Below are 24,565 nucleotides of genomic sequence, written 5' to 3'. Positions count from 1 at the left end.
GAGCAACGCACGCCTAGCGAAGCTGCTCAGAAGTCTTACCAAATCGCCTTTCACGGCTTCGATACTCAGTCAGTGCCGTATCGAGGTCATCTTCACTGAAATCGGGCCACAAAACGGGGCTAAAAACAAACTCTGCATAGGCCGATTGCCACAGCAAGAAATTGCTGATTCGGTATTCACCCCCCGTACGGATAAAAAGATCGGGGTCTGCACATGGAGCGAGCGCCATCATCTTGTCAAGGCTATCCTCAGTGATAGCCTCCCCGCGTTTCGCGAGGGCGCTGGCTGCCTGGACAATATCCCATCGTCCGCCGTAGTTAAAGCAAACGTTGAGCGTCAACCCGGTGTTGATCGCTGTTTCTGATTCCGCTTGTTGTAGGCCTTGCTGTACCTTCTCGGAAAGCGCTGTCCTACTGCCGACAAACCTGAGGCGAACACCCTCCTGCTTGAGCTGCGACACTTCACGAGCCAAGGCGCCTGCCAGCAAATCCATCAGCCCCGATACCTCGTCTGTAGGACGATTCCAGTTCTCGGAAGAGAACGCAAACACCGTCAGCGTTGATATTCCCCTAGTGGAACAGGCCCTGACAACTCGCTTCAGTGTGTCAACGCCCTGTTTGTGTCCCGCCAACCGAGGAAGAAAGCGCTTGGATGCCCATCGCCCGTTCCCATCCATCACGATGGCCACATGCAATGGTCCGGGTGCAACTGATGCCGACATGCAATACCGCGTTACACGGCCATGATGTCTTGTTCTTTGGAAGCCACCAAACGATCAATCTCTGCTATGTGCTTGTCCGTCGTTTTCTGCACATCGGCCTCACAACGCTTTTGATCATCCTCAGACGCCAGCTTTTCCTTGACCAGCTTTTTGACAGCCTCGTTGGCGTCACGACGCAAATTGCGAACCGCTACTTTGGCACCCTCTCCTTCACCACGGACCACTTTCGTCAATTCTCTTCGACGCTCTTCAGTCATCGCAGGCATGGGGACCCGAATCAGTTCACCCATGCTGGAGGGGTTCAAACCCAAATCTGAGTCGCGAATGGCCTTTTCAATCTTGGGAGCCATATTCTTTTCCCAAGGTTGGACACTAATCGTTCGAGCGTCAATGAGCGAAAGGTTCGCTACTTGACTCAAGGGGACCATGGAACCGTAGTAATCCACGTGCACTGTATCCAACAATGCGGGATTCGCACGACCTGTGCGGATCTTCGTCAAGTTATTCTTGAGGGATGCAATGGACTGATCCATCTTGGCATCCAATGTTTTCTTGATTTCTTCAATGGACATGGTTTATTAGCTCCTAAGCGATCACTATGCCTTTACTCTGCTTACACGTGCACCAGGGTTCCTTCGTCTTCACCCATCACCACACGTTTCAGTGCTCCGTGCTTGAAGATGGAAAAAACCTTGATCGGCAGCTTTTGGTCACGGCAGAGGGCGAATGCAGCAGCATCCATGATGCCCAAGTTTTGGGTCATCGCGTCATTGAACGTAATCTTCGAGTAGCGGGTTGCCGAGGGATCCTTTTTGGGGTCCGCTGTGTAAACACCATCGACTTTCGTCGCCTTCAACACCATCTCGGCACCAATCTCTGCTCCGCGCAACGCTGCGGCAGTATCCGTTGTAAAAAATGGATTCCCTGTACCCGCAGCGAAAATCACTACCTTGCCTTCTTCGAGGTATTGCAAGGCCTTGGGACGGACATAGGGCTCCACCACTTGCTCGATGCCGATAGCGGACATCACACGTGCTGTTAGACCGGCCTTGTTCATGGTGTCACCCAAAGCAAGTGCATTCATCACCGTCGCCAACATGCCCATGTAATCAGCAGTTGCACGATCCATCCCCACAGAACCACCTGCAACACCTCGGAAGATGTTGCCGCCACCAATCACAACGGCAACTTCCACACCTAAACGGGTAACTTCCGCAATTTCATCAACCATGCGGACGATAGTGTCCCGGTTGATACCGAACTGATCGTCGCCCATCAATGCCTCGCCGGACAACTTGAGCAAGATTCTCTTGTAAGCAGGTTTGGTTTGACTCATGGACGACTCCCGTTCGGTGACTAACAACTTTCTTTGCAGATCAAGCAGACTGCTTGGCCGCTGCCACTTGTGCAGCAACTTCTGCAGCGAAATCGTCTACTTTCTTCTCTATACCTTCCCCTACCACGTACAGTGTGAAACCCTTCACGGTGGTAGACGCCGCCTTGAGCATTTGCTCAACAGTCTGCTTGTCGTTCTTGACGAAAGGCTGGTTGAACAAAGAAACTTCCTTCAGGAATTTCTGAACACCACCCTCAATGCGCTTGGCAACAATCTCTGCAGATTGCACAGGCTTGCCGGCAGCGGTAGCGATAGCTGCGTCTTCCGCGGCCTTTGCTGCAGCTACCGAACGCTCACGCTCAACCAACTCTGCAGGAACCTGGTCCGCAGACAAAGACACAGGTTTCATCGCCGCTACGTGCATGGCGACGTCCTTCGCAGCAGCCTCATCACCGTCGAACTCAACCACCACACCGATGCGTGTACCGTGCAGATAAGAGGCCAGCTTGCTGGAACCATCAAAACGTTGGAAACGGCGGAAGGTCATGTTCTCGCCAATCTTGCCAATGAGGCCCTTGCGAACATCTTCCAAGGTAGGTCCGAAGCCGTCTTGCTCGTAGGCCAGTGCGCCTAACGCAGCAACGTCGGCAGGATTGTTCACGGCTACCAGATTGGCTGCAGCATTTGCCAGTGCGAGAAAGCTGTCATTCTTGGTGACGAAGTCCGTTTCACAATTCACTTCGATCAACGCGCCGACGCCATTGGCGATGCTCGTAGCAACAACGCCTTCAGCCGTCACGCGCGCGGCGGCTTTGCCAGCTTTGCTACCCAACTTGACACGCAGAATCTCTTCCGCCTTTGCCATATCGCCATCAGCTTCCGTCAAAGCTTTCTTGCATTCCATCATAGGCGCATCTGTCTTGCCACGCAGTTCTGCCACCATGCTCGCTGTAATTGCTGCCATTTGTATTCTCCGAATTTCAACAGTTTTAATAAGGGCTAAAAAAAAGGGGCAACGAAGCCCCCTTTTTCGGGTGCAAAAGTGCTTAAGCGGAAGCTTCGCTCACTTCAACGAATTCGTCATCACCTTCGGCGGCAACCGCCTTGACAACATCATCCACAGCGTTAGCACGGCCTTCGAGGATCGCGTCAGCAATTCCACGAGCGTACAAAGTCACTGCCTTGGAAGAGTCGTCGTTACCAGGAATCACATAGTCAATCCCTTCGGGAGAGTGGTTAGAGTCCACCACGCCGATCAAAGGAATGCCAAGCTTGCGTGCTTCCGCAATGGCAATCTTGTGGTAACCCACGTCGATCACAAAAATAGCATCAGGCAGCGTGTTCATGTCTTGAATACCGCCAATGTCTTTTTCCAGCTTTTCGAGCTCGCGAGCGAACATCAGTTGCTCTTTCTTGCTCATGCTGTCCAAACCAGCTTCCTGCTGAACTTTCATGTCTTTCAGACGCTTGATGGAAGTCTTGACGGTCTTGAAGTTCGTCAACATACCGCCCAACCAACGCTGATCGACAAAAGGAACACCGGCGCGCTGGGCTTCTGCCGCCACGATTTCGCGTGCTTGGCGCTTGGTACCCACCATCAAAATGGTGCCGCGCTTTGCAGACAGTTGGCGCACAAACTTGGCCGCCTCCTGGAACATCGGAAGCGATTTTTCCAGGTTGATGATGTGGATTTTGTTACGGTGACCGAAGATGAACGGGGCCATCTTGGGGTTCCAGAAGCGGGTTTGGTGACCAAAGTGGACACCGGCTTCCAGCATTTCGCGCATTGTTACTGCCATATTTAACTCCGAAGGTTGGGTCTGAAATCCACCCCGCTGATTACCCTCAGAACGCACCTTGGGCAACACCTTGTGGGGGTGGTTTGTGATTTGCTCCGCGGGCGCACCCACCAAAGCCCATCGAGTATAGCACGCGCGGACTTCAAACGCCCCGCCCTTCCGCGCCCCATTTATCCAATGGTTGGAGTATTTCCGTCAGGCAGCCCGAAACCTATGAAAAAATAAGGACTAGCGAGAGACGCATCCAAAATTGAAAGTTGAAATGAAAATAGCCATTGTGGGCGCGGGAGTCGTCGGAATAACGACTGCCCATGAATTGGCCGAAGCCGGCCATGCTGTCACCGTATTTGAGAAAAACGGTGCAGCCAGTGAATCCTCGAGTTTTGCAAATGGCGGCATGCACTGCAACAGCTTTACCTTGCCTTTATCGACTTCCATGTTTTCAGGGCACAGGTTACGCCGCTTTTGGCAGAGCAGCCGACAAATGTCGTATTCGCGCTGGGCCAGGCCGGTCAACTTTCGCTGGCTGTGGTCACAGTGTTCAGAAGCAGAAATCGATAAGGTGAGCGCCATTCAGTCGTTCGGGCAAAAAATGGCTTTTTGGGGGATGGAGATTACAGATGCACTGATCTCGCATCACCAATGGGAAGTTGAACAGAGTCAAGGGCAGCTCATATTGCTAAGCAATGAATCAGAACTGAACAGGCATGTTGCAAGACTCCAGTCACTGAAGGACGCGGGACAAAGTTATCGATTATTGGAACGGGAGGAGTTAGAAGCCCATGAACCGGCCCTGCATGGGGCGGATAGTGTGTTCAAGGCGATCTACTTGCCGGGCGACCGCGTCATGAACTGCCGCCAATTCTCGCTGCTGGTCAAACATGCAGCACAACGCAACGGAGTGGATTTTCAATTTGACACTGAAGTCGCAGCGCTGGTATCTCAGGGCAAGCCGCAAGTTCGACTCAAGAACGGTGACATCCAGTCTTTTGATCATGTTGTGCTCTGTACAGAATCCCTTCCACCGGAAGAGATTTTGAAAACCAACTTCCACGCCTCTACCGCACGGATCGACAGCTATGCACTCAGTGCTGCCATCCGCGAGCCGCTAAATGCCCCGCGAAGTGCCCTGCAGGATTGCAAGTCCGGTATCACTATCGCCCGCATTGGCAAGAGATTGCGGGTTTGCGGCGGGGCCGAACTAAACAAAACGGCGACGAAGGAGCACGACAAGCGCCTTGTCAACAAGCTATTCCGCACACTGGATCAATACTTTCCCGGCGCCGCCAATTACCCGGCTGGAACACAAATATGGCGAGGCAGTCGCACTTTTACCCATGACGGCCTTCCGTTGATCGGAAATGCCGGACTTCCAGGTGTTTGGCTCAACTTGGCCCATGGAGCCAATGGCTGGACACTGGCGACCGCCAGCGCGCGGTTACTATCCGAACAAATCTCAGGCCAATCCACCAGTTTGCCAAGCGAACTTCTGAGTCCGCATCGCTTCAACCGATAGGCTTTGCGAGCCTTGTTCTCCGGCAGGCAAAGCAGCACAGGGAAAGAGACATCATGAGCCCAGAACTGTCACAACGACTTGCCGCCGCGGTAGACGGAATGCCCGCTTTTCCGAAAAGCGTCCAACGTATTTTGGAACTGACCCGGGATGTCAACAGCACGCCCAAGGATCTGGTTGACGTCATTGACAAAGATCCGGTGGTCACGGTCAAAATTCTGAAGGTAGTCAATTCGGCGTACTACAGCCTTCCGCGGCAAGTAACGTCCATCGGCCATGCCGTGGTGTACCTAGGCTTTAACACCATCAAGAATCTGGCACTGAGTATTGCGGCCATTGGCATGCTTCCCAAAGATAACCACGCTGGGTTTGACGTCCAGCAGTATCTTTTGCATTCATTGGCCACCGCCAATATTGCCAAGCAACTTGCGTTGAAGCTGGACGACGCAGATCCGATGGATTGCTTCATTGCAGGTCTCCTTCATGATTTTGGCAAGATGGTTTTCGCCCAATTCATGCCACAGGAATTCAAAGCGGCTCTAGCCATAAGTGCCGCAGACAACAGTTCTTTGCATAACGCCTTGCAAATCACCATCGGCGCAGACCATGCGGTGGTAGGCGCCATGCTTGTGGAGAAATGGCGTTTTGCCCCTGCACTGGTAGACACCATCCGACATCAAAAAGCAGACAACCTGAAAGATACCGACATGATCGCTTGCGTTTTTGCTGCAAATCAAATCAGCAAGCGTTTGGCTTTTGGCTTTGCCGGCAACCACTGCATTGACGAACTTCCAGCACCATTACAGAAGCGCTTGGGCGGCGATTTGGAGCAGGTCATTGCCTCTTTGGGTGATCTGACAGGCTTGTTTGAAGAAGCACAAGTATTCGCGAAGTTATAAAGGACAGACTTATGAAGGTCAGGTTTTGGGGAGTACGCGGTTCCATAGCTTCGCCCGGTCCCAAAACCGTGCGGTACGGCGGCAATACGACCTGCATTGAAATCCGTACAGACAACAACGAATTGATCATTCTGGACGCAGGCACCGGCATCTTCCCACTCTCCCAGACCTTGCTGGCAGAAATGCCGGTAACCGCCAATGTACTGATCACCCACTCTCATTGGGATCACATTCAGGGGCTTCCATTTTTTATCCCGAATTTCATCCCCGGAAACACCCTGCGATTGCATGGTGGCTTCGACCCGGTCTCTGGCAAGGGCATCGAGCAGGTGATGGCGGTGCAACTGCAGTACAGCTACTTTCCGGTGCGTGAGGAAGAGATGAAAGCCCGCATCGAGTACGTCACTCTCATGCCTGACCAGCCGATCCAGATTGGAAGTGCCACTGTGACACCGTGCCTCCTGAATCATCCGGTAGTGGATTTCGGCTACCGCATCGAATGCAACGGAAAGTCTGTGTTCTTCACCGGCGACCATGAGCCCCCTTACAACATCTACGAACCCGGCGACGAAGGCTTCGAGGACTATCAGGCATTCGTCGATGAAAAGAACAATGCCATCCTGGAGGCTATCAAGGGAGTGGAAGTGTACATCGCTGACACCTCCTACACCGATGCCGAGTACCCTGCCAAAAAAGGTTGGGGGCATGGCACCTTCAGCACCAGCATTGCGTCTGCTCATGCTGCGGGGGCCAAAGTGCTCTTTTGCACACATCACGAGCCGACCCGGAGTGACGACGCCCTGGAATTGGCTTTTGCCGACGCATTGGAACAAAACGCCCACTTGAGCACAGGCATGGATATACGGCTTGCGCGAGAGGGCGACACCTATGAATTCTGAGTGGATTCTTTCCACCCAAGGCCCCAAGACTTTTGCGCGCCTGCCCATACTCGGCACAACCGCCTCAAGAACTCTTGAGGAAAACGCGATACAGAACCACCCGCCGGGCTACCTTATGCAACGGGCCGGCTTGGCTTTGGCAAAGCTTTCGCTAGCAGTAGCGCCACATGCACACGTTTTTTGGATCGCCTGCGGGCGCGGTAATAACGGCGGCGATGGATTAGAGGCTGCCATCCATCTACATCAGTGGGGCAAGGAAATCCATGTCAGCATGCCAGCCGCAGACAAGCCCTTGCCCACTGACGCTGGACTGGCCTTCGCAAGGGCACGACAAGCAGGGGTGGCCATACATGACCACGCTCCAGATCACTGGGATATATGCATTGATGCGTTGCTGGGTATCGGACTGACTCATGCGCCAACCGGGACATACGCTGATTGGATAGGTCTCATCAATTCACGATCATGCGACGTGATATCCGCCGACATTCCCAGCGGACTGATGGCTGACACCGGTGATGCGCCTGGCGCCTGCGTGAATGCCACACACACCTTGTCAATGTTGCGTTTGAAGCCTGGATTGCTGACCCTTCACGGACGGGATGTCTGCGGTAACCTGTGGCTGAACACTTTGGGATTGGAATCAACTGCTGAACCAACAGCGTGGCTCAACCCCATGCCTGCGGCGTACCACCGCCCCCATCTCTCCCACAAAGGCAGTTTTGGGGATGTTGCCGTCGCGGGTGGCACGCGAGGCATGCAAGGCGCCGCTGTCTTGGCGGCCAGGGCCGCGCTGCAGTCTGGTGCTGGCAGGGTGTATCTGGCTTTGCTGCCTTCGGCAAATGGAGAGGCTTCGGTCAAGGTGCCTGCAGACCTGATGCAACGCCATACAGACGCACTGCAGCCGCAACAGCTGACTCTGGTCGCCGGTTGTGGCGGTGGCGAGGAAATTGCACATCCCCTCCCACGTTGGCTCCTGGAATCAAAACACTTGGTTTTGGACGCCGACGCGCTCAACGCGATTGCGGCTTCCGCCGACCTCCAAACACTGCTTCAGGGTCGCGATGTGGACACAACAGTGATCACCCCTCACCCCTTGGAGGCAGCACGTTTGCTGGGCTGCAGCGTCGGCGAAGTGCAAGCAGACCGCTTACGTACCGCGCAACTTCTAGCGAAGCAGTTCAAGTGCACCGTGATTCTCAAAGGTTCGGGGAGCATCATCGCAGCGCCAGATCGCTTACCGCACATCAACCCCTCCGGAAACGGCAAACTGGCCATCGCCGGCACGGGTGACGTGCTTGCTGGCATGACAGGCGCCGCACTGGCGCGCCACGCAAGTGCGTGGAAAGCGGCATGCGCAGCCTGCTACCACCACGGTGCGCTAGCGGACCAGTGGGTAAAGCGCACATCGCTCACTGCCAGCGGACTGCTGGAATCCATATAAAAATAGCTGCTAGCGCTCATGCAATATGCGCTAGCAGCTACCATTTTAATAGCAAATAGTCATCAGGCTATCTGCGCTTCTTGGTAGTCTTCTTCGTTGATGGACTCACCTTTTCCACACCTCGACTGCTGCGCGAAGACTTCGCGGCACTTCGCTGTTGGCGAACCTTGCCTTTGAAGGCGACGCCCGCACCGGCGTCCGAATCTGAACGCCCCGCGAAGTCAGCGCGACCCGGCTTGATGTCGCGGCCGACGCCCTTTTCAGGAGGCAGTCTGGGAATGGATCCCGCCCCTTCTTGCACCAAACGGAAATCGATCTTCCGCCCATCGAGGTCCACTCGGCTCACTTGGATGCGGACCCGTGTACCGATCGCGTAGCGGATACCTGTGCGCTCACCTCTCAGCTCCTGGCGGGCTTCGTCGAACCGGAAGTACTCGCCTCCCAGCTCAGTGATATGAACAAGGCCCTCCACGTACATGGCGTCCAAGGTCACGAACAGTCCGAAGCTTGTCGCTGAGGACACGACACCCGAATACTCTTCGCCCAAGTGCTCGCGCATGTACTTGCATTTGAGCCATGCCTCCACATCGCGGCTGGCTTCGTCAGCGCGGCGCTCGTTCGCACTGCAGTGCAAACCGGCCGCCTGCCAGGCAGTGCCTTCCGCATTGAGTTTTTTGGGTTTGGTTTCCGGATTGGCCACCCGCGACGCCAGATTCTTCTCCAGGCGTCGGGCGAGCTTGGCGTGTGCCTCACCCGGCGTCGGCAACGTTGGCAACTGGTATTTGCTCTTGGCGAGGATCGCTTTGATCACACGGTGTACCAGCAAATCCGGATAGCGCCGGATCGGGCTGGTGAAGTGGGTGTAGGCATCAAACGCCAAACCAAAGTGGCCGCTGTTGATAGGCGTATAAATCGCCTGCGACATGGAGCGCAAGAGCATCGAGTGGATCTGCTGCGCATCCGGCCGGTCTTTGGTGGCTTCGGCGATCGCTTGAAACTCGCCAGGGGCAGGCTTATCGCTGATTGACATGCCGATGCCGCTCGCCTTCAGGTAATTGCGAAGCGTCTCCTGCTTTTCAGGCGTAGGACCTTCGTGCACGCGGAAGAGGCCTTGGTGTTTGTTCTGGGCAATGAAGTCTGCACTGCAGACGTTCGCAGCCAACATGGCCTCTTCAATCAACCGGTGCGCCGTGTTGCGGGTACGGGGAACGATTTTCTCAATGCGCCCGTTTTCATCACAAACAATCTGCGTCTCGGTGGTCTCAAAATCCACAGCGCCCCGTTTGTGGCGGGACTTGAGCAATGCCTGGTAGACACCATGCAAGTTCAACAGATCTTGCACTCGCTCCTTGCGTTTGCTTGCTTCAGGACCACGCGTGTTGCCGAGAATGGCGGCCACCTCTGTGTAGGTGAACCTTGCGTGGCTCCACATCACGGCGGGATAGAACTGGTAAGCATCCACCTCGCCGTCTTCGGTGACAAACATATCGCACACCATGCAAAGTCGCTCGACTTCAGGGTTCAGCGAGCACAAGCCATTGGACAATTTCTCCGGCAGCATCGGAATGACGCGGCGTGGAAAGTACACGCTGGTCGCGCGGTCATAGGCATCCACATCAATGGCATTACCTGTCTCCACATAGTGACTGACGTCCGCAATTGCCACCAACAAACGCCAACCTTTGAGAGCCGTCTTGCCACGCCCTTTGCTGGCGGGCTCGCAATACACCGCATCATCAAAGTCGCGGGCATCTTCACCGTCGATGGTGACCAAAGGAATATCAGTCAGGTCAATCCTGTGCAACTTGTCTTGGGGTCGGACCTTGTCCGGCAGAGTCCGCGCGAGCGCTACGCATGCATCAGAAAATTCATGCGGTACGCTGTACTTGCGCACCGCGATTTCAATTTCCATGCCGGGGTCGTCCACCTCGCCAAGCACTTCCTTGATGCGCCCCACCGGCTGACCAAACAGGGCGGGAGGTTCGATAAGTTCCACCACCACCACTTGCCCCGGCTTGGCCACGCTGGTGGCGCCTTTCGGGATCAATACGTCTTGCCCATAACGCTTGTCTTCAGGCGCTACCAGCCAGACACCGCTTTCCTGCAACAGCCTGCCGATGATGGGTTGTTTGGAACGCTCTGTGATTTCCACCACCCGTCCTTCGGGGCGACCTTTGCGGTCACTTCGCACGATGCGGACCTTGACGCGGTCTTTGTGCAGCACCGCCCGCATTTCATTGGGGGGAAGGTAAATGTCGGGAGCACCGTCATCGCGGGACACGAAGCCGTGTCCATCACGATGCCCCTGAACAATTCCTTCAACTTCTTCCAGCAAACTGCTGTTTTGGCCTAAATGTTTGATATACTTCTCTCTTTCCTGAGATGCCCAGATGGCGGAATTGGTAGACGCACTAGTTTCAGGTACTAGCGAGTAACATCGTGGAGGTTCGAGTCCTCTTCTGGGCACCAACAATGGTAATGTAGTTAATGAAAAGCCGCTGTGAAAACAGCGGCTTTTTTTTGCTTGTGTGATTCGTGCCACTGACCATTTGATGCATGTGTCAGTGGCAAAAAATCAGATGGGAAGTGCGACCAGATCGTGACCTTGCGCGCTCACGATGCGGGCCCTGGTGAATTCGCCCACCTTGAGTGTCTTGCTGATTTTTTCGGGTGGCAACAGACGCACCACGCCATCAATTTCAGGGGCATCCGCATAGCTGCGACCGACACCGCCCTTGCGACCCAAAGCCGGCGCGGAATCCACCAGAACTTGCATCACAGAGCCGACACGGCGCTGTAACCGGGCCGCAGATACTTCTTCTGCAACCTGCATGAATCTGGCGCGGCGCTCCTCCCGTACTTCCACGGGCAACATGCCCGGCAAATCGTTGGCAGTTGCACCATTCACTGCGCTGTAGGCAAAGCAGCCCGCGCGGTCAATCTGGGCTTCACGCACAAAGTCGAGCAAGTGCTCAAATTCTTCTTCTGTCTCGCCGGGAAAGCCCGCAATGAACGTGCTGCGCACCACCAACTCCGGGCACGCTTCACGCCACTGCTGCAAACGCTCGAGGTTCTTTTCACCGCTGGCCGGCCGCTTCATGCGACGCAACACATCAGGGTGACTGTGTTGCAAGGGAACGTCCAAGTAAGGCAATACACGGCCTGTTGCCATCAAGGGGACAATCTCATCCACGCTGGGATAGGGGTATACATAGTGCAAACGAACCCAAGCACCATAAGGCTCGGCAATATCACCCAAGGCTTGGACCAGCTCAAGCATGCGGGTCTTGACAGGCTTTCCGTCCCAGAAACCCGTGCGGTACTTCACATCCACACCGTAAGCCGATGTGTCTTGACTGATGACTAACAGCTCTTTCACACCGCCTTCAAACAATGCCCGAGCTTCGCTCAGTACATCTCCAATGGGACGGGACACCAAGTCGCCGCGCATGCTGGGGATGATGCAGAAGGTGCAGCGATGATTGCACCCTTCGCTGATCTTCAAATATGCGTAGTGCCGTGGCGTGAGCTTGACACCTGCCACACCAAAAGACTGCGGCACCAAATCCAGAAATGGGTCGTGCGGCTTGGGCAGATTCAAGTGCACCGCATCCATCACCTCTTGGGTTGCATGCGGGCCGGTGACGGCAAGCACTTTGGGGTGCATCTGGCGAACCATGTTTTCCCCGCCATCGGTGGTCTTTGCACCCAGGCAACCCGTCACGATCACGCGCCCGTTTTCGGCCAACGCCTCACCGATGGTGTCCAGGCTTTCTTTGACCGCATCGTCAATAAATCCGCAGGTGTTGACGATGACCAAATCCGCGCCCTGGAAGGTTTTGGATGTTTGGTAGCCCTCGGCGCTCAGCTGGGTCAGGATGAGTTCGGAGTCGGTCAAAGCCTTGGGGCAACCCAGGCTCACAAAACCGACTTTGGGGGCAGCTTGCGCTGTCTGGGTGGGGGTCAAAATATCAGTCATATAGCGAAGTTCCGGAGCCCGCCTGCCAGACACCGGCCCTAGCGTTTAGCGCTTGAGGCCGAATGTGCCGAGGAATTGCTCGGTTTGTTTTTGCATTTGTTCCTGCATCTGCTGGAACATATTGTTGCCCATGACGCCCTGCACCATGGGGGCTTGCATCTCCATGAGCGCCTGCATGTTCTTTTCCAAATACCCACCCATAAAACCTTGCATGGCATGCCCATAGAAACGAATGATGCTGGATAGCACTGGGGTCGTGAACATGGGCGAACCATTGGCCTCTTCCTCCAGGATGATTTGCAGCAGAATACTTCGCGTCAGATCATCACCTGTCTTGGCATCCACGACCATGAAAGCCTCGCTATCCATGACCAACTGCTTGATCTCAGCCAGTGTGATGTACGTGGAGGTATCAGTGTCGTAAAGACGACGATTCGGGTACTTTTTGATTACCCGTTGGGATGATTTGGGATCTTTGGTGGAGTTTTTTTGCATTGCGATCACTCAGCACGTAATGTGAGAGCCAAGTTAGTGTTGCACTGCAGCACATTCTAGAGAGGGACCGGCTGATGCTGACCTAGGATTACCCTAGTGAAAAGAAGCATTCGGAAAAATTTGGTAGGCGCAATTGGACTCGAACCAACGACCCCCACCATGTCAAGGTGGTGCTCTAACCAGCTGAGCTATGCGCCTACATTTATCCGAGAGGCCGAAGTATAGCAGCATAAAAATCGCCTTCCAGACAAACCACTTCAGAAAGTTCCAAAAAACCAGCAATCCCGCTAGGCCATAATTGACGTTTACGTAAACGTCAAACACTTTCAGTTCTACAAGGAGTACCTCATGGATATCGCAGGAAAAGTCTTCATCGTGACCGGTGGCGCGTCCGGCTTGGGCGAAGGCACCGCACGCATGCTCACCTCCAAAGGTGGCAAGGTTGTCATCGCGGACATGCAAGTCGAGAAAGGTGAGGCGATCGCCAACGAATTGGGCGGCGCCTTCGTGAAGTGCGATGTCAGCAATGAAGCCGATGGTCAGGCCGTGGTTGCCAAGGCCCTGTCACTGGGCAAGCTCATGGGCTTGGTGAATTGCGCCGGCATTGCACCGGCCGAAAAGACGGTGGGGAAAAACGGCGCACATGCCCTCGCCTCATTCAGCAAAACCATCACCGTGAACCTGATCGGCAGCTTCAACATGATCCGCCTGGCTGCAGACGCCATGAGCAAAAACGACCCCGAATCCACAGGTGAGCGCGGCGTCATGATCTCCACAGCATCAGTTGCAGCCTACGATGGGCAAATCGGCCAAGCCGCCTACAGTGCGTCCAAAGGTGGTGTGGTGGGCATGACCCTTCCCATTGCACGCGACCTGGCACGTAACGGCATCCGCAACATGACCATCGCCCCCGGCATCTTTGGTACTCCCATGCTGTTCAGCATGCCTCAGGAAGTGCAGGATTCATTGGCTGCTGGCGTTCCATTCCCTTCACGCCTGGGCACTCCGCAGGACTACGCCAAACTTGCGATCCACATTTTTGAGAACGATATGCTCAATGGCGAAGTGATTCGATTGGACGGAGCCATTCGCCTGGCACCGAAGTAAGTCGGGTTCCTGTGTAGAAGAAGACTTCTCGCTCCGGGCGTGCAACCCTTATCGGTGCGCCCGGATCGAAGACACCATCCCCAAGATGAAAATCGCACTGGCCAGCCATTGCAAGGCGGAGGGCCAGTCTCCGTGCACCAGAAACGCATAGACGAGTGCGAACAAAGTTTCAGAGACGATAAGTTGCCCGCACAAACTGGCACTCAATCGCCGGCTGGCAAAATTCCACAGCACGGCCGCGATCCATGCTGAACCGATGCCCGTTGCTATACAAACCATAGCTGCCCGCGCAACATCTGCGTGCGCCAGCAGGTCTTCAGCAGGTGTTCCCAAGGCCACCCACAGCAACCACGCCGCCAAGCCAGCGTTGATGCCCATCCAACTTGTCCAGTCCCTCAAGTTCACATTGGTGTGCTGTTTGAGCCAAGCCGAATTGATGATCGCGAAGGCCACCCACAAGACCATGGCCGACAAGCCATAAAGCACCCCGCGCCAGAATATCCAACCGTGCATTTGAATGTCGCTGCCACTGCTTTCAGCCGCCATCATTGTGGTGACACCTGCCAGTGTGAGTAGCAAGCCCGGAATCAGGCTGCGCCAGCGCAACCCCACAGGCTTACCGAGCAACATCACCCACACGGGAATGGTCCCGATGATCATGGTGGGCACTTCCACACCAGCATCCCGGATGGCGTAGACCAGCAGCAGGTAATAACCGGAGAAGCCCAATACGCTCAGTAGCAGTGCAGTCCCCGCTTGCTTCAGGCTAGGCAGACGTGAACTTCCATTCAACCGGCCAAAGCCGATCATGCACAGCGATGTGAGACCGAAAACTACAAAGCGTCCGGCTGTGAGATCTACCGGTGACAAACCCGGTGCCATCGCAGGCGCCACAAACACCAAGCCCCACAGGGCACCGGCCGCCAGACCGGCAATCACCCCGGCTAGCAAACAGCCACCATGACTGGCAAACGACTCTTTATCCTCCGGCGGAACTCAAATTCCAAATCCATCATCCGCCGCAATCACCGCTCCATTGATAAAGTGGCTCTGGTCAGAGCACAGAGTCACCAACATGGCGTCCAAGTCGGTCGGGTGGCCGATGCGCTTGCGCGGCAGCATTTGCACCAGTTTCTGACCGCCCTCAGTCTGCCAATGGTGGTGGTTGATCTCGGTGTCGATGTAGCCCGGGCACAGCGCGTTGACGTTGATCCCGAACTTGCCCCACTCCAACGCCTGGGCCTTGGTCATCTGGATCACCGCCGCTTTGCTCATGCAATACACCCCTATCTGGGGCAACACCCGCAGTCCCGCCATGGACGCGATATTGATGATGCGTCCGCCGGTGTAGCTGCCGGGTGCAGCACCTTTTGCGCGGGCCAGCATCCGCTTGCCGACTTCCTGGGCCACAAAAAAGGCACCTTTCACATTGGTGTCAAACATGAAGTCGTAGTCTTCCGGACTCACGTCCTGGAGGCGCTGCGTAGTGCTTACCCCGGAGTTGTTGATAAGGATGTCAATCGAGCCCACCTCCGTCTCGGCATGGGCTACCGCCGACTTGATCGAATCGTGGTCGGTCACATCCAATTCGATGACATGGGCATCACCGCCCTGCCCTTCAATTTCGGCGCGCAAGTCCTTGAGCTTGTCGATGCGGCGGCTGGCCAACACGACGGCGGCGCCAGCTGCCGACAAGGTGCGGGCAAACTGCGCCCCCAGCCCGCCGGAAGCACCTGTGATGAAAGCAATGCGCCCGGAAAGATCGATGCTGTATGCCATTTAGAGTGCCTCCACAAATTAAAAAAGAACGGTCGTTCTTTTTTTGAAAATCAGCGAATAAAATCTGCTGCCGGTCGCGTGCGCTCCAGCGCGCGAACGCTGACAAGAAGACCACCCATTATTAAGCGAGACTCCCCATGACAAACCAGGAAATACTGGCTCAATTCGGCCCCCGTGAATCCATGGAATACGACGTGGTCGTCGTTGGTGGAGGCCCCGGCGGTCTGGCAACAGCGATACGCCTCAAACAGCTGGCGGCCGAGAAAGGCACCGATGTTTCGGTGGTCGTACTCGAAAAAGGCTCTGAGCCCGGCGCACACATTTTGTCCGGCGCGATCATGGACCCCAAAGCGCTGACCGAACTGATTCCCGACTGGAAGGCCTTGGGCGCCCCCCTGAACCAACCGGTGACTGACGACGCCTATATTTTCCTGAGCGAAAAGTCCGGCTTTCGCGTGCCCAACATGGTGTTGCCGCCCTTCGCGCACAACGATGGCAACTACATCATCAGCCTGGGCGCTGTCACCAAATGGCTCGCAGAGCAAGCGGAGAGTCTTGGCGTGGAAATTTTCCCCGGCTTCACTGCGGCTGAAGTGCTTTACAACGACGATGGCTCCGTCAAGGGTGTGGCCACCGGCAACATGGGGGTGGGCAAAGACGGCGAGCCGATGGAAAGCTTCCAGCTTGGTATGGAGCTGCTGGGCAAATACACCGTGTTTGCTGAAGGCGCCCGCGGCCACTTGGGCAAACAGCTCATCGCCAAATACAAGCTTGACGAGGGTCGCGACCCGCAAAGCTTCGGCATCGGCATCAAGGAGTTGTGGGAAATCGACCCCAGCCGCCACAAGCCCGGCTTTGTGATGCACACCGCCGGCTGGCCCATGGAGTCCGACACCTACGGTGGCGCTTTCCTGTACCACCTCGAGGGCAACAAGGTCGCTCTGGGCTTTGTCACAGGCTTGGGCTACAGCAACCCCTATCTCAGCCCGTTTGAAGAGTTCCAGCGCTGGAAGACCCACCCGAATGTGCGTTACTACTTCGAGAACGACAAAGGTGAGATCACCGGCAAGCGCCTGTCGTACGGCGCTCGCGCCATCAACGCCAGCGGCATCAATGCCCTGCCCAAAACGGTATTCCCCGGTGGCTGCCTGGTCGGCTGCAATGCAGGCTATCTGAACGTTGGTCGTATCAAGGGCAGCCACGCCGCCATCAAGACCGGCATGCTGGCCGCAGAAGCGGCTTATGACGCCGTGGTGGGCGGACGCCAGCACGACGAGCTGATCGCTTACCCCGAAGCGTTTGATAAGAGCTGGCTGCACACCGAACTGAACAAAGACCGCAACTTTAAAAACTGGTTCAAGTACGGCCTGACCACCGCGACGCTAATGAACGGTTTTGAACAATTCGTGCTGCGCGGACACATCCCCTGGACCCTGCGCCGCGACAAGCCCGACCACGCTTACCTCAAGCCTGCGGCCGAGTGCAAGCCCATCGTCTACCCCAAACCGGACGGCAAGCTCACCTTCGACCGCTTGAGCAGCGTGTTCATCAGCAACACCAACCACGAGGAGCAGCAACCCGCGCACTTGACGCTCAAGGACGCCTCGGTGCCTGTGAACATCAACTTGGCCAAGTACGCGGGCCCCGAAGCCCGCTACTGCCCGGCCGGTGTGTATGAGTTCGTCAAGAACGAAGACAACACCGACCGCTTGCAGATCAACGCCCAGAACTGTGTGCACTGCAAGACCTGCGACATCAAGGACCCGACCCAGAACATCGTCTGGGTTACGCCTGAAGGCGGTGGCGGCCCTAACTACGCGGGCATGTAAAACACGCTTGAAAGCACGAACGGGACCTCAGGGTCCCGTTTTTTTGGACATCGAGGCAGCCCATGAACACACCAGAAGCCCTGACCCTCACGACCCGCGACAGCTACACCCTGCAGGCCTTGCGTTACCCAGCAACAGGCCCTCTGCGCGGGCATCTGGTGGTCGCAGGTGCCACTGGCGTTCCGCAGCTGTTTTACAAGAACTTCGCACTTTTCGCCGCACAGCAGGGCTACACCACCCTGACGGTGGATTACCGCGGCATTGGCCTCTCCAAACCCGCCGAACTGCGCGGCTTTCAGATGGACTATCTGGATTGGGCCTTCCACGATGTTGCGGCTGCGGTAGACGCCATGGCGGATGACACCGTTCCTCTGTTCATGGTGGGGCACTCGTTCGGTGGCCATGCATTCGGCCTGCTCCCCAACCACGACAAGGTCGCGCGGTTTTATACCTTTGCCACCGGGGCGGGCTGGCACGGCTGGATGCCACGTACCGAGCAATTCAAGGTGCTGCTGATGTGGCACGTCATCGGCCCGCTGCTCACCCGCTGGAAGGGCTATCTGGCCTGGAGCAAGCTCCAGATGGGCGAGGACTTGCCACTAGGCGTTTACCGGGACTGGAAGCGTTGGTGCAAGTTTCCGCGCTACTTCTTTGATGACCCCGGCATGCAGCATGTGGCCGGTTTGTTCGGGCGGGTGCGCACCCCCATCATCGCCGCCAATGCGACCGATGACCTTTGGGCGCCACCCGCGTCACGCGATGCCTTTATGGCCGCCTACAGCAACACTACCGTGAGCAAGGTAGACATCCACCCCGGTCAACAGGGCATAGGGCCCATCGGCCACATGGGCTACTTCCGCAGACAGGCACAGCCTTTGTGGAACGACGTGCTCCGCTGGTTCGGCGAGCATCAGACTGCCCGCTGAATTCAGAGGGCGGCGCGGGCGTCCAGCTCGGCGATGCACGCCTCCATTTGCGCCCTGCATTTCTCCATCAAGGCAGGCATGTCGTCTAGCGTCACGCCCGTGGTGGGAATGGGTGCCAGTGTCTTGACGATGATGTTGCCGCTGTTCCAGCGGTTCAGGCGCATGGTCTTTTTGTAGTTGCTGCAGCACAGGGGCACGATGGGCACGCCCGCGTTAATGGCCATCTGGAAGGCGCCCTTTTTGAACGGCAGCATGCCCCGGCCGAGGTTGCGGGTGCCTTCGGCAAACACCCAGATCGACGTGTCGTGCTCCTGCATCACCACCGTAGTGTGCAACATGGCCGCCTTGGCTTTGACTGCGTTATCCCGGTCGATCAGGATGTTGCCGGCCAGCCAGTAAATCTGGCCGAAAAAGGGAATCCACTTCAGGCTCTTTTTGCCCAGCGATACCGTGCGCCGTGGCACCGCGCAACCCAGCACAAACAAGTCCCAGTTGGACTGGTGGTTGGCCACGATCACAAAGGGGTTGGGCTGGGTTTTCAAGCCCTCCGTCTCCAGGCACATCTTCAGACCCAGAATCTTCAGCGCGGGGACTGAAAACATCCACCCCGAGAGCCGGGAATTGTCGGGATTGAAGGGCCTAGCAAAACAAATCAGGAGGTTGACCACAGAGGCCAGCAGGAACTGGATGCTGATCAGCACCAGCCTTAAAAGGTAAAGCATGCAAAGAAGGTAAAAATGGGCAAATGTCCGCCGAATGGTAACAAGTGGCCCGCCAGCGCTTTGGCTGGTTTAGAATCCATCCCGTTCAGGAGAGAGCCCATTACGGGCCGCCGAAGGCGCAGGACGGCTGATTGCAGCGGTCTGAACGCTCAGGCAAAAGGACTGACAACTGCCACCCGGCCATTGCGCCGGCGGCAACACCCCACTGGAGAGAGTTTGCACCGCACAGCGGCCTGCAAACCACCGAAGGAGCAACCCGCAGTCTGCGCACGCCACACCGTGCACGCAGGCCCGGCGAATCTCTCAGGTAAAGCGGACAGCGGGGGCAGCACCGGATGGGCGCGAGTCAGCGTGCATCCGGGTTTGATTTGCCCCTCCGGTGCATTGCGCCGGGACTAATTGGATCGCCGCCATGTCCGCTAATGACACCACCTTGTTGACCACACCGCTCAACGCCCTGCACATCGAGCTGGGCGCGCGCATGGTGCCGTTCGCCGGCTATTCCATGCCGGTTCAGTACCCCACCGGCCTGATGGCCGAACACCACCACACGCGCAAAGCGGCCGGCCTGTTTGATGTGTCCCACATGGGTCAGTTGCGCCTGAGGGGCCCGGACGCCTGCGCGGCGTTTGAGAGCCTGATGCCGGTAGACGTGATCGATCTGCCCGTGGGCAAGCAGCGTTACGGCCTGCTGCTCACCGAAGAGGGCACCATCATTGATGACCTGATGTTCTTCAAAAAGGCGCAAGACGAACTCTTCGTCATCGTGAACGGTGCCTGCAAGGCGGGGGATATAGCCCACATTCAAGCCCAGATCGGCAAGCGCTGCCAGGTCAACCCCCTGCCCGACTACGCGCTGCTGGCCCTCCAAGGTCCCCAGGCGGTGACGGCGCTGGCCCGCTTGGCCCCCGGCGTGGAAAAGCTGGTGTTCATGACGGGCGGAGACTTCACGGTCGATACCGGCACCCAAAAGATCAACGTGTTCCTCACCCGCAGCGGCTACACCGGGGAAGACGGTTTTGAGATCTCGGTCCACAACGACCATGCTGAGGCCCTGGCCCGCGCCCTGCTGGCGCAACCCGAAGTGCAACCTATCGGCTTGGGCGCCCGCAACTCCCTGCGCCTGGAAGCCGGCTTGTGCCTGTACGGCAACGACATTGACACCCGCACCACACCGGTCGAAGCCAGCCTGAACTGGGCCATCCAGAAGGTGCGCCGCACCGGTGGCGCACGCGAAGGCGGATTCCCATGCGCTACAAAAATCCTAGCTGCTCTCGCAGATTCCACGGGCGCCAGCGGCACAAAAGGCACTAAAAAGCGGGTCGGCCTGATTGCGCAGGAGCGCATTCCGGTGCGCGAGCACACCGAGCTGCAAGACGGCGCGGGCAACCGTATCGGCGAAGTCACCAGCGGTCTGCTCGGCCCCACCGTTAACCAGTGCGTGGCCATGGGCTATATCGACGCTTCGCTGGCGGCTTTGGGCACCCCGGTGGTGGCCATAGTCCGCGGCAAGCCGGTGCCCATGGTGGTCAGCGCCATGCCCTTTGTGCCCACCAACTACTACCGCGGCTGATCCAAGGCTGCTAGAGACTGAAAACTGCACATTCAGCCGCTACAGTGGCGTCTGGCAGGTTCCAGTTCCGGTGGTTCAACCCTTTACCGCAAACCCTTTTTTCAAGTTTCAGGAGAACGTTATGTCTATCAAGTACACAGCCGATCACGAATGGCTCCAGGTCGAAGGCGATATCGCCACCGTCGGTATCACCCACCACGCGCAGGACGCGCTGGGCGACGTGGTGTTTGTGGATCTGCCCGCCGTGGGCGCCAGCATTGACGCCAAGGCCGTGGCCGGCGTGGTCGAGTCCGTGAAGGCGGCTGCCGACGTCTACATGCCCGTCACCGGCGAGATCCTTGAGGTCAACGAAACCCTGCGCGATGACCCTTCGCTGGCCAACACCGACCCGCTGGGTGCCGGCTGGTTCTTCAAGGTCAAGCTGTCCAACCCGGCCGAACTCGACGGCCTGATGGACGAAACCAGCTACACCGCGTTTTCCGCCAACGCTTAAACGCCGCATCGCAGGCCCCGCCTGCGAAGTCTCCGGGAGCCGGCCCTGAACCAGCAGGCTACCCGTTTGTGTGAACCGACCACCACCGAACGCCACCGCCATGTCCACTTCTGCCACCACATCCACGCCCACCTTGGCCCAGCTGGAAAACGCCAGCGAATTCCAGGCCCGCCACATTGGCATCTTTGCGGATGACGAAGCCGTCATGCTGCAAGCCATCGGCGAAAAGTCGCGCAGCGACCTGATTGCCAGCATCGTGCCTGCCAGCATTGCGCGCAAGAGCGCCATGGCGATTCCGGCGGCCATCACCGAGGCAGCTGCGCTTGCAGAACTCAAGGCGGTTGCAGGCAAAAACAAGGTACTCAAGAGCTTCATTGGCCAGGGCTACTACGGCACCCACACCCCCGGCGTGATCCTGCGCAACATCCTGGAGAACCCCGCCTGGTACACCGCTTACACGCCCTACCAGGCCGAGATCAGCCAGGGCCGCATGGAAGCGCTGGTCAACTTCCAGACCATGGTGTGCGACCTGACCGGCATGCCCATTGCCAATGCGTCGATGCTGGACGAGGCCACAGCCGCTGCCGAAGCCATGACGCTGGCCAAACGCTCGGTCAAGAGCAAGAGCAATGTGTTTTACGTGGACGACCAGGTGCTGCCGCAGACACTCGAAGTCATCCAGACACGGGCAATGCCCTTGGGCATTGAAGTGCGCACCTGCTCAGGACCAGAAGCGCTGGAAAACGAGAGCTTTGCGGTCCTGCTGCAGTACCCCGGCGTGGATGGCGTGATCCGCGACGACCGCGCCTGGATTGAAAAGTACAAGAGCAAAGGTGGCGTGGTCATCATGGCTGCGGACCTTCTCGCCCTGACACTCTTGGTATCCCCAGGCGAAATGGGCGCCGACATCGTGGTCGGTACCACCCAGCGCTTCGGCATGCCCCTGTGCAATGGTGGCCCGCATGCCGCTTACATGGCCTGCCGCGATGAGTACAAGCGCTCCTTGCCCGGCCGTTTGGTGGGTGTGAGTGTGGATGTGCATGGCAACCCGGCCTACCGCCTGGCCTTGCAAACCCGCGAGCAGCACATCCGCCGCGAAAAAGCCACCTCCAACATCTGCACTGCGCAGGTGCTGCCCGCCGTCGTGGCCAGCATGTACGCGGTCTACCATGGCCCCGAAGGCCTGATCCGCATTGCCACCCGCGTTGCCACCTTGACCAGCATCCTGGCACAGGGCCTGGCCAAGCTGGGCTTTACCGCCATGCACCACGAAACGGCGTTCGACACCTTGTGCATGAAGACCGATGGCGCTACCGATTCGATAGCTGCCCGCGCACTATCCATGGGCGCCAACGTGCGAAAAGCCTGGAAAGACTACATCTGCGTGTCGCTGGACGAAACCAGCACACGCGAGGATGTGGCGCTGATCTGGTCTTTCTTTGCAGAGCCCGGACAGGCGACGCCGAAGGTCGAGGACTTTGAAGCCACTGCAGCGCCGCGCATTCCCGCGGAACTGCGTCGCACCAGCAAGTTTTTGACCCACCCGGTGTTCAACACCCACCACTCCGAGACCGGCATGCTGCGCTACATCCGCATGCTGAGTGACAAAGATTTGGCGCTGGACCGCAGCATGATCCCGCTGGGCTCCTGCACCATGAAGCTCAACGCCACCAGCGAGATGATCCCCATCACCTGGCCCGAGTTCGCCAACATCCACCCCTTCGCACCCGCTGACCAGCGCGAAGGCTATGCCGAGCTGGACGCGCAGTTGCGCGCCTGGCTGTGCGCCGCCACCGGCTACGCAGGCATCAGCCTGCAGCCCAACGCGGGCAGCCAGGGCGAATACGCTGGCTTGTTGGTCATCAAGGCCTACCACGAGGCCCGTGGCCAGGGCCACCGCAACATCTGCCTGATCCCCAGCAGCGCACACGGCACCAACCCTGCCAGCGCCATGATGGTCGGCATGACGGTGGTGGTCACCAAGTGCGACGACAACGGCAACGTGGACATGGCCGACCTGCAGGCCAAGTGCGAGCAGCACAGCGCCAACCTGGCGGCGGTGATGATCACCTACCCCAGCACCCACGGTGTGTTTGAAACTTCGGTCAAAGAGCTGTGCGCCCTGGTGCACCAGCACGGCGGCCGCGTGTATGTGGACGGCGCCAACATGAACGCATTGGTGGGCACTGCGGCTCCCGGCGAGTTCGGCGGCGATGTGAGCCACCTGAACCTGCACAAGACCTTCTGCATCCCCCACGGCGGTGGCGGCCCCGGCGTGGGCCCTGTGTGCGTGGTGGAAGACCTGGTGCCGTACCTGCCCGGCCACGCTACCGGCGGTGTGCCCGGCACAGGCGCGGTGAGCGCCGCACCTTTGGGCAACGCAGCCGTGCTGCCCATCAGCTGGATGTACTGCCGCATGATGGGCCCGGACGGCCTGCAGCAAGCGACCGAAGTGGCCATCCTGAGCGCCAACTACATCAGCGCCCGCCTGGCCGACCACTACCCCACGCTTTACGCATCGGCCAATGGGCACGTGGCGCACGAGTGCATCCTGGATTTGCGCCACTTCAAGGAAACCTGCGGCGTGATGGCCGAGGACGTGGCCAAGCGCCTGATGGACTATGGCTTCCACGCGCCCACGCTGTCCTTCCCCGTGCCCAACACCTTGATGGTGGAACCCACCGAGAGCGAGACACTGGCCGAGCTGGACCGCTTCATCGACGCCATGATCGCCATCCGTGGCGAAATTGCGCAAGTCGAGGCCGGCGTCTGGCCCCAGGACAACAACCCTTTGAAGCATGCTCCCCACACCGCTGCCAGTGTGATCGGCGCCGCGTGGGACCGCCCCTACAGCCGTGAGGTCGGCGCCTTCCCGGTAGCGACCCTGAAGGCGGCCAAATACTGGCCTACCGTAGGTCGGGTGGACAACGTGTATGGCGATCGCAATCTGTTCTGCAGTTGCGTTCCGGTGGGTGAATACGCCGCGTCCTAAGGGAGCTGCATCGACCATTCACCATGGTTTTCAGGGCGGCTGTGCATTGCATGCCGCCG

General features: G+C 57.5%; 21 protein-coding genes, 2 tRNA genes and 2 riboswitches. Of the genes, 11 read left to right on the top strand and 12 right to left on the bottom strand.

Going from position 1 to position 24,565, the window contains the following annotated elements; translation table 11 throughout:
• Positions 1-13 precede the first annotated feature (13 nt).
• The 5 genes from uppS to rpsB form a co-directional block, all read right to left on the bottom strand.
• Positions 14-721: a polyprenyl diphosphate synthase gene (uppS, locus tag RAN89_RS09845; protein WP_313866166.1), complete on the bottom strand. Its 708-nt coding sequence runs from the start codon at positions 719-721 to the stop codon at positions 14-16.
• Positions 722-732: 11 nt separating this feature from the next.
• A complete protein-coding gene (frr, locus tag RAN89_RS09840; RefSeq protein WP_313866165.1) occupies positions 733-1,293 on the bottom strand; it encodes a ribosome recycling factor in 561 nt (186 codons plus the stop codon).
• Between the two features lie 41 nt (positions 1,294-1,334).
• Entirely contained in the window at positions 1,335-2,057 is a 723-nt protein-coding gene (pyrH, locus tag RAN89_RS09835; RefSeq protein WP_313866164.1) for a UMP kinase, read from the bottom strand.
• A 40-nt stretch (positions 2,058-2,097) separates the two neighbouring features.
• A complete protein-coding gene (gene tsf / locus RAN89_RS09830) occupies positions 2,098-3,021 on the bottom strand; it encodes a translation elongation factor Ts (protein WP_313866163.1) in 924 nt (307 codons plus the stop codon).
• Between the two features lie 82 nt (positions 3,022-3,103).
• Positions 3,104-3,856 carry a 30S ribosomal protein S2 gene (gene rpsB, locus RAN89_RS09825; RefSeq protein ID WP_313866162.1) on the bottom strand — a complete coding sequence of 251 codons (753 nt, stop codon included), beginning with the start codon at positions 3,854-3,856 and terminating at the stop codon, positions 3,104-3,106.
• A gap of 250 nt (positions 3,857-4,106) precedes the next feature.
• Here rpsB and RAN89_RS09820 point away from each other — a divergent pair, with 250 nt between their 5' ends.
• From RAN89_RS09820 to RAN89_RS09805, 4 genes are read left to right on the top strand one after another with little or no spacing between them, the layout of a single operon-like run.
• Positions 4,107-5,372: an NAD(P)/FAD-dependent oxidoreductase gene (locus RAN89_RS09820; RefSeq protein WP_313866161.1), complete on the top strand. Its 1,266-nt coding sequence runs from the start codon at positions 4,107-4,109 to the stop codon at positions 5,370-5,372.
• A gap of 53 nt (positions 5,373-5,425) precedes the next feature.
• The gene (locus RAN89_RS09815; protein ID WP_313866160.1) at positions 5,426-6,268 is read left to right on the top strand and encodes an HDOD domain-containing protein; all 843 of its coding nucleotides are present in this window, start codon (positions 5,426-5,428) and stop codon (positions 6,266-6,268) included.
• Positions 6,269-6,279: 11 nt separating this feature from the next.
• Positions 6,280-7,167: an MBL fold metallo-hydrolase gene (locus RAN89_RS09810; RefSeq protein ID WP_313866159.1), complete on the top strand. Its 888-nt coding sequence runs from the start codon at positions 6,280-6,282 to the stop codon at positions 7,165-7,167.
• On the top strand, positions 7,157-8,611 hold the full coding sequence (locus RAN89_RS09805; protein ID WP_313866158.1) for an NAD(P)H-hydrate dehydratase: 1,455 nt from the start codon (positions 7,157-7,159) through the stop codon (positions 8,609-8,611). Before RAN89_RS09810 ends, RAN89_RS09805 begins: the two co-directional genes overlap by 11 nt.
• Positions 8,612-8,678: 67 nt before the next feature.
• Here the strand turns inward: RAN89_RS09805 and rnr are convergent, their stop codons facing one another.
• Positions 8,679-10,946, bottom strand: a complete 2,268-nt coding sequence (rnr, locus tag RAN89_RS09800; protein WP_313866157.1) for a ribonuclease R — start codon at positions 10,944-10,946, stop codon at positions 8,679-8,681.
• Between the two features lie 49 nt (positions 10,947-10,995).
• On the opposite strand from rnr, the gene RAN89_RS09795 reads away from it, so the two are divergent.
• Positions 10,996-11,080, top strand: a tRNA-Leu gene (locus tag RAN89_RS09795).
• Positions 11,081-11,186: 106 nt separating this feature from the next.
• On the opposite strand, the gene rimO is transcribed toward RAN89_RS09795, so the two are convergent.
• The 3 genes from rimO to RAN89_RS09780 form a co-directional block, all read right to left on the bottom strand.
• Positions 11,187-12,590 carry a 30S ribosomal protein S12 methylthiotransferase RimO gene (gene rimO / locus RAN89_RS09790; protein WP_313866156.1) on the bottom strand — a complete coding sequence of 468 codons (1,404 nt, stop codon included), beginning with the start codon at positions 12,588-12,590 and terminating at the stop codon, positions 11,187-11,189.
• A 45-nt stretch (positions 12,591-12,635) separates the two neighbouring features.
• The gene (gene phaR / locus RAN89_RS09785; protein WP_313866155.1) at positions 12,636-13,085 is read right to left on the bottom strand and encodes a polyhydroxyalkanoate synthesis repressor PhaR; all 450 of its coding nucleotides are present in this window, start codon (positions 13,083-13,085) and stop codon (positions 12,636-12,638) included.
• 121 nt (positions 13,086-13,206) lie between these two features.
• Positions 13,207-13,283: transfer RNA gene (locus RAN89_RS09780), tRNA-Val, on the bottom strand.
• 150 nt (positions 13,284-13,433) lie between these two features.
• Here RAN89_RS09780 and RAN89_RS09775 point away from each other — a divergent pair.
• Positions 13,434-14,192 (top strand): 3-hydroxyacyl-CoA dehydrogenase, encoded by a 759-nt coding sequence (locus tag RAN89_RS09775; RefSeq protein ID WP_313866154.1) that lies wholly within the window; start codon positions 13,434-13,436, stop codon positions 14,190-14,192.
• Positions 14,193-14,240: 48 nt separating this feature from the next.
• Here the strand turns inward: RAN89_RS09775 and RAN89_RS09770 are convergent, their stop codons facing one another.
• On the bottom strand, positions 14,241-15,131 hold the full coding sequence (locus RAN89_RS09770) for a DMT family transporter (RefSeq protein ID WP_313866153.1): 891 nt from the start codon (positions 15,129-15,131) through the stop codon (positions 14,241-14,243).
• Between the two features lie 57 nt (positions 15,132-15,188).
• Positions 15,189-15,971, bottom strand: coding sequence for an SDR family oxidoreductase (locus RAN89_RS09765; RefSeq protein WP_313866152.1), 783 nt, complete (start codon positions 15,969-15,971; stop codon positions 15,189-15,191).
• 137 nt (positions 15,972-16,108) lie between these two features.
• On the opposite strand from RAN89_RS09765, the gene RAN89_RS09760 reads away from it, so the two are divergent.
• Complete coding sequence (locus RAN89_RS09760) at positions 16,109-17,800, top strand: electron transfer flavoprotein-ubiquinone oxidoreductase (RefSeq protein ID WP_313866151.1); 1,692 nt, start codon at positions 16,109-16,111, stop codon at positions 17,798-17,800.
• A gap of 62 nt (positions 17,801-17,862) precedes the next feature.
• The gene (locus tag RAN89_RS09755; protein WP_313866150.1) at positions 17,863-18,726 is read left to right on the top strand and encodes an alpha/beta hydrolase family protein; all 864 of its coding nucleotides are present in this window, start codon (positions 17,863-17,865) and stop codon (positions 18,724-18,726) included.
• 2 nt (positions 18,727-18,728) lie between these two features.
• Here RAN89_RS09755 and RAN89_RS09750 read toward each other — a convergent pair whose 3' ends face one another.
• Positions 18,729-19,448 (bottom strand): 1-acylglycerol-3-phosphate O-acyltransferase, encoded by a 720-nt coding sequence (locus RAN89_RS09750; protein ID WP_313866149.1) that lies wholly within the window; start codon positions 19,446-19,448, stop codon positions 18,729-18,731.
• Between the two features lie 78 nt (positions 19,449-19,526).
• Positions 19,527-19,623: riboswitch (glycine riboswitch) on the top strand.
• Between the two features lie 20 nt (positions 19,624-19,643).
• Positions 19,644-19,778: riboswitch (glycine riboswitch) on the top strand.
• Positions 19,779-19,860: 82 nt separating this feature from the next.
• Here RAN89_RS09750 and gcvT point away from each other — a divergent pair.
• From gcvT to gcvP, 3 genes are all read left to right on the top strand, one after another.
• Positions 19,861-21,021, top strand: a complete 1,161-nt coding sequence (gene gcvT / locus RAN89_RS09745) for a glycine cleavage system aminomethyltransferase GcvT (RefSeq protein ID WP_313866148.1) — start codon at positions 19,861-19,863, stop codon at positions 21,019-21,021.
• Positions 21,022-21,142: 121 nt separating this feature from the next.
• Complete coding sequence (gene gcvH, locus RAN89_RS09740; protein ID WP_313866147.1) at positions 21,143-21,514, top strand: glycine cleavage system protein GcvH; 372 nt, start codon at positions 21,143-21,145, stop codon at positions 21,512-21,514.
• A 100-nt stretch (positions 21,515-21,614) separates the two neighbouring features.
• Positions 21,615-24,506, top strand: coding sequence for an aminomethyl-transferring glycine dehydrogenase (gene gcvP, locus RAN89_RS09735; RefSeq protein ID WP_313866146.1), 2,892 nt, complete (start codon positions 21,615-21,617; stop codon positions 24,504-24,506).
• Positions 24,507-24,565: the final 59 nt, after the last annotated feature.

Source organism: Rhodoferax mekongensis (assembly GCF_032191775.1).
GTDB classification, from domain to species: Bacteria; Pseudomonadota; Gammaproteobacteria; order Burkholderiales; family Burkholderiaceae_C; genus Allorhodoferax; species Allorhodoferax mekongensis.
The sequence above is the reverse complement of the archived record's forward strand: the minus strand, read 5'-3'. Positions and strand labels throughout refer to the sequence as shown.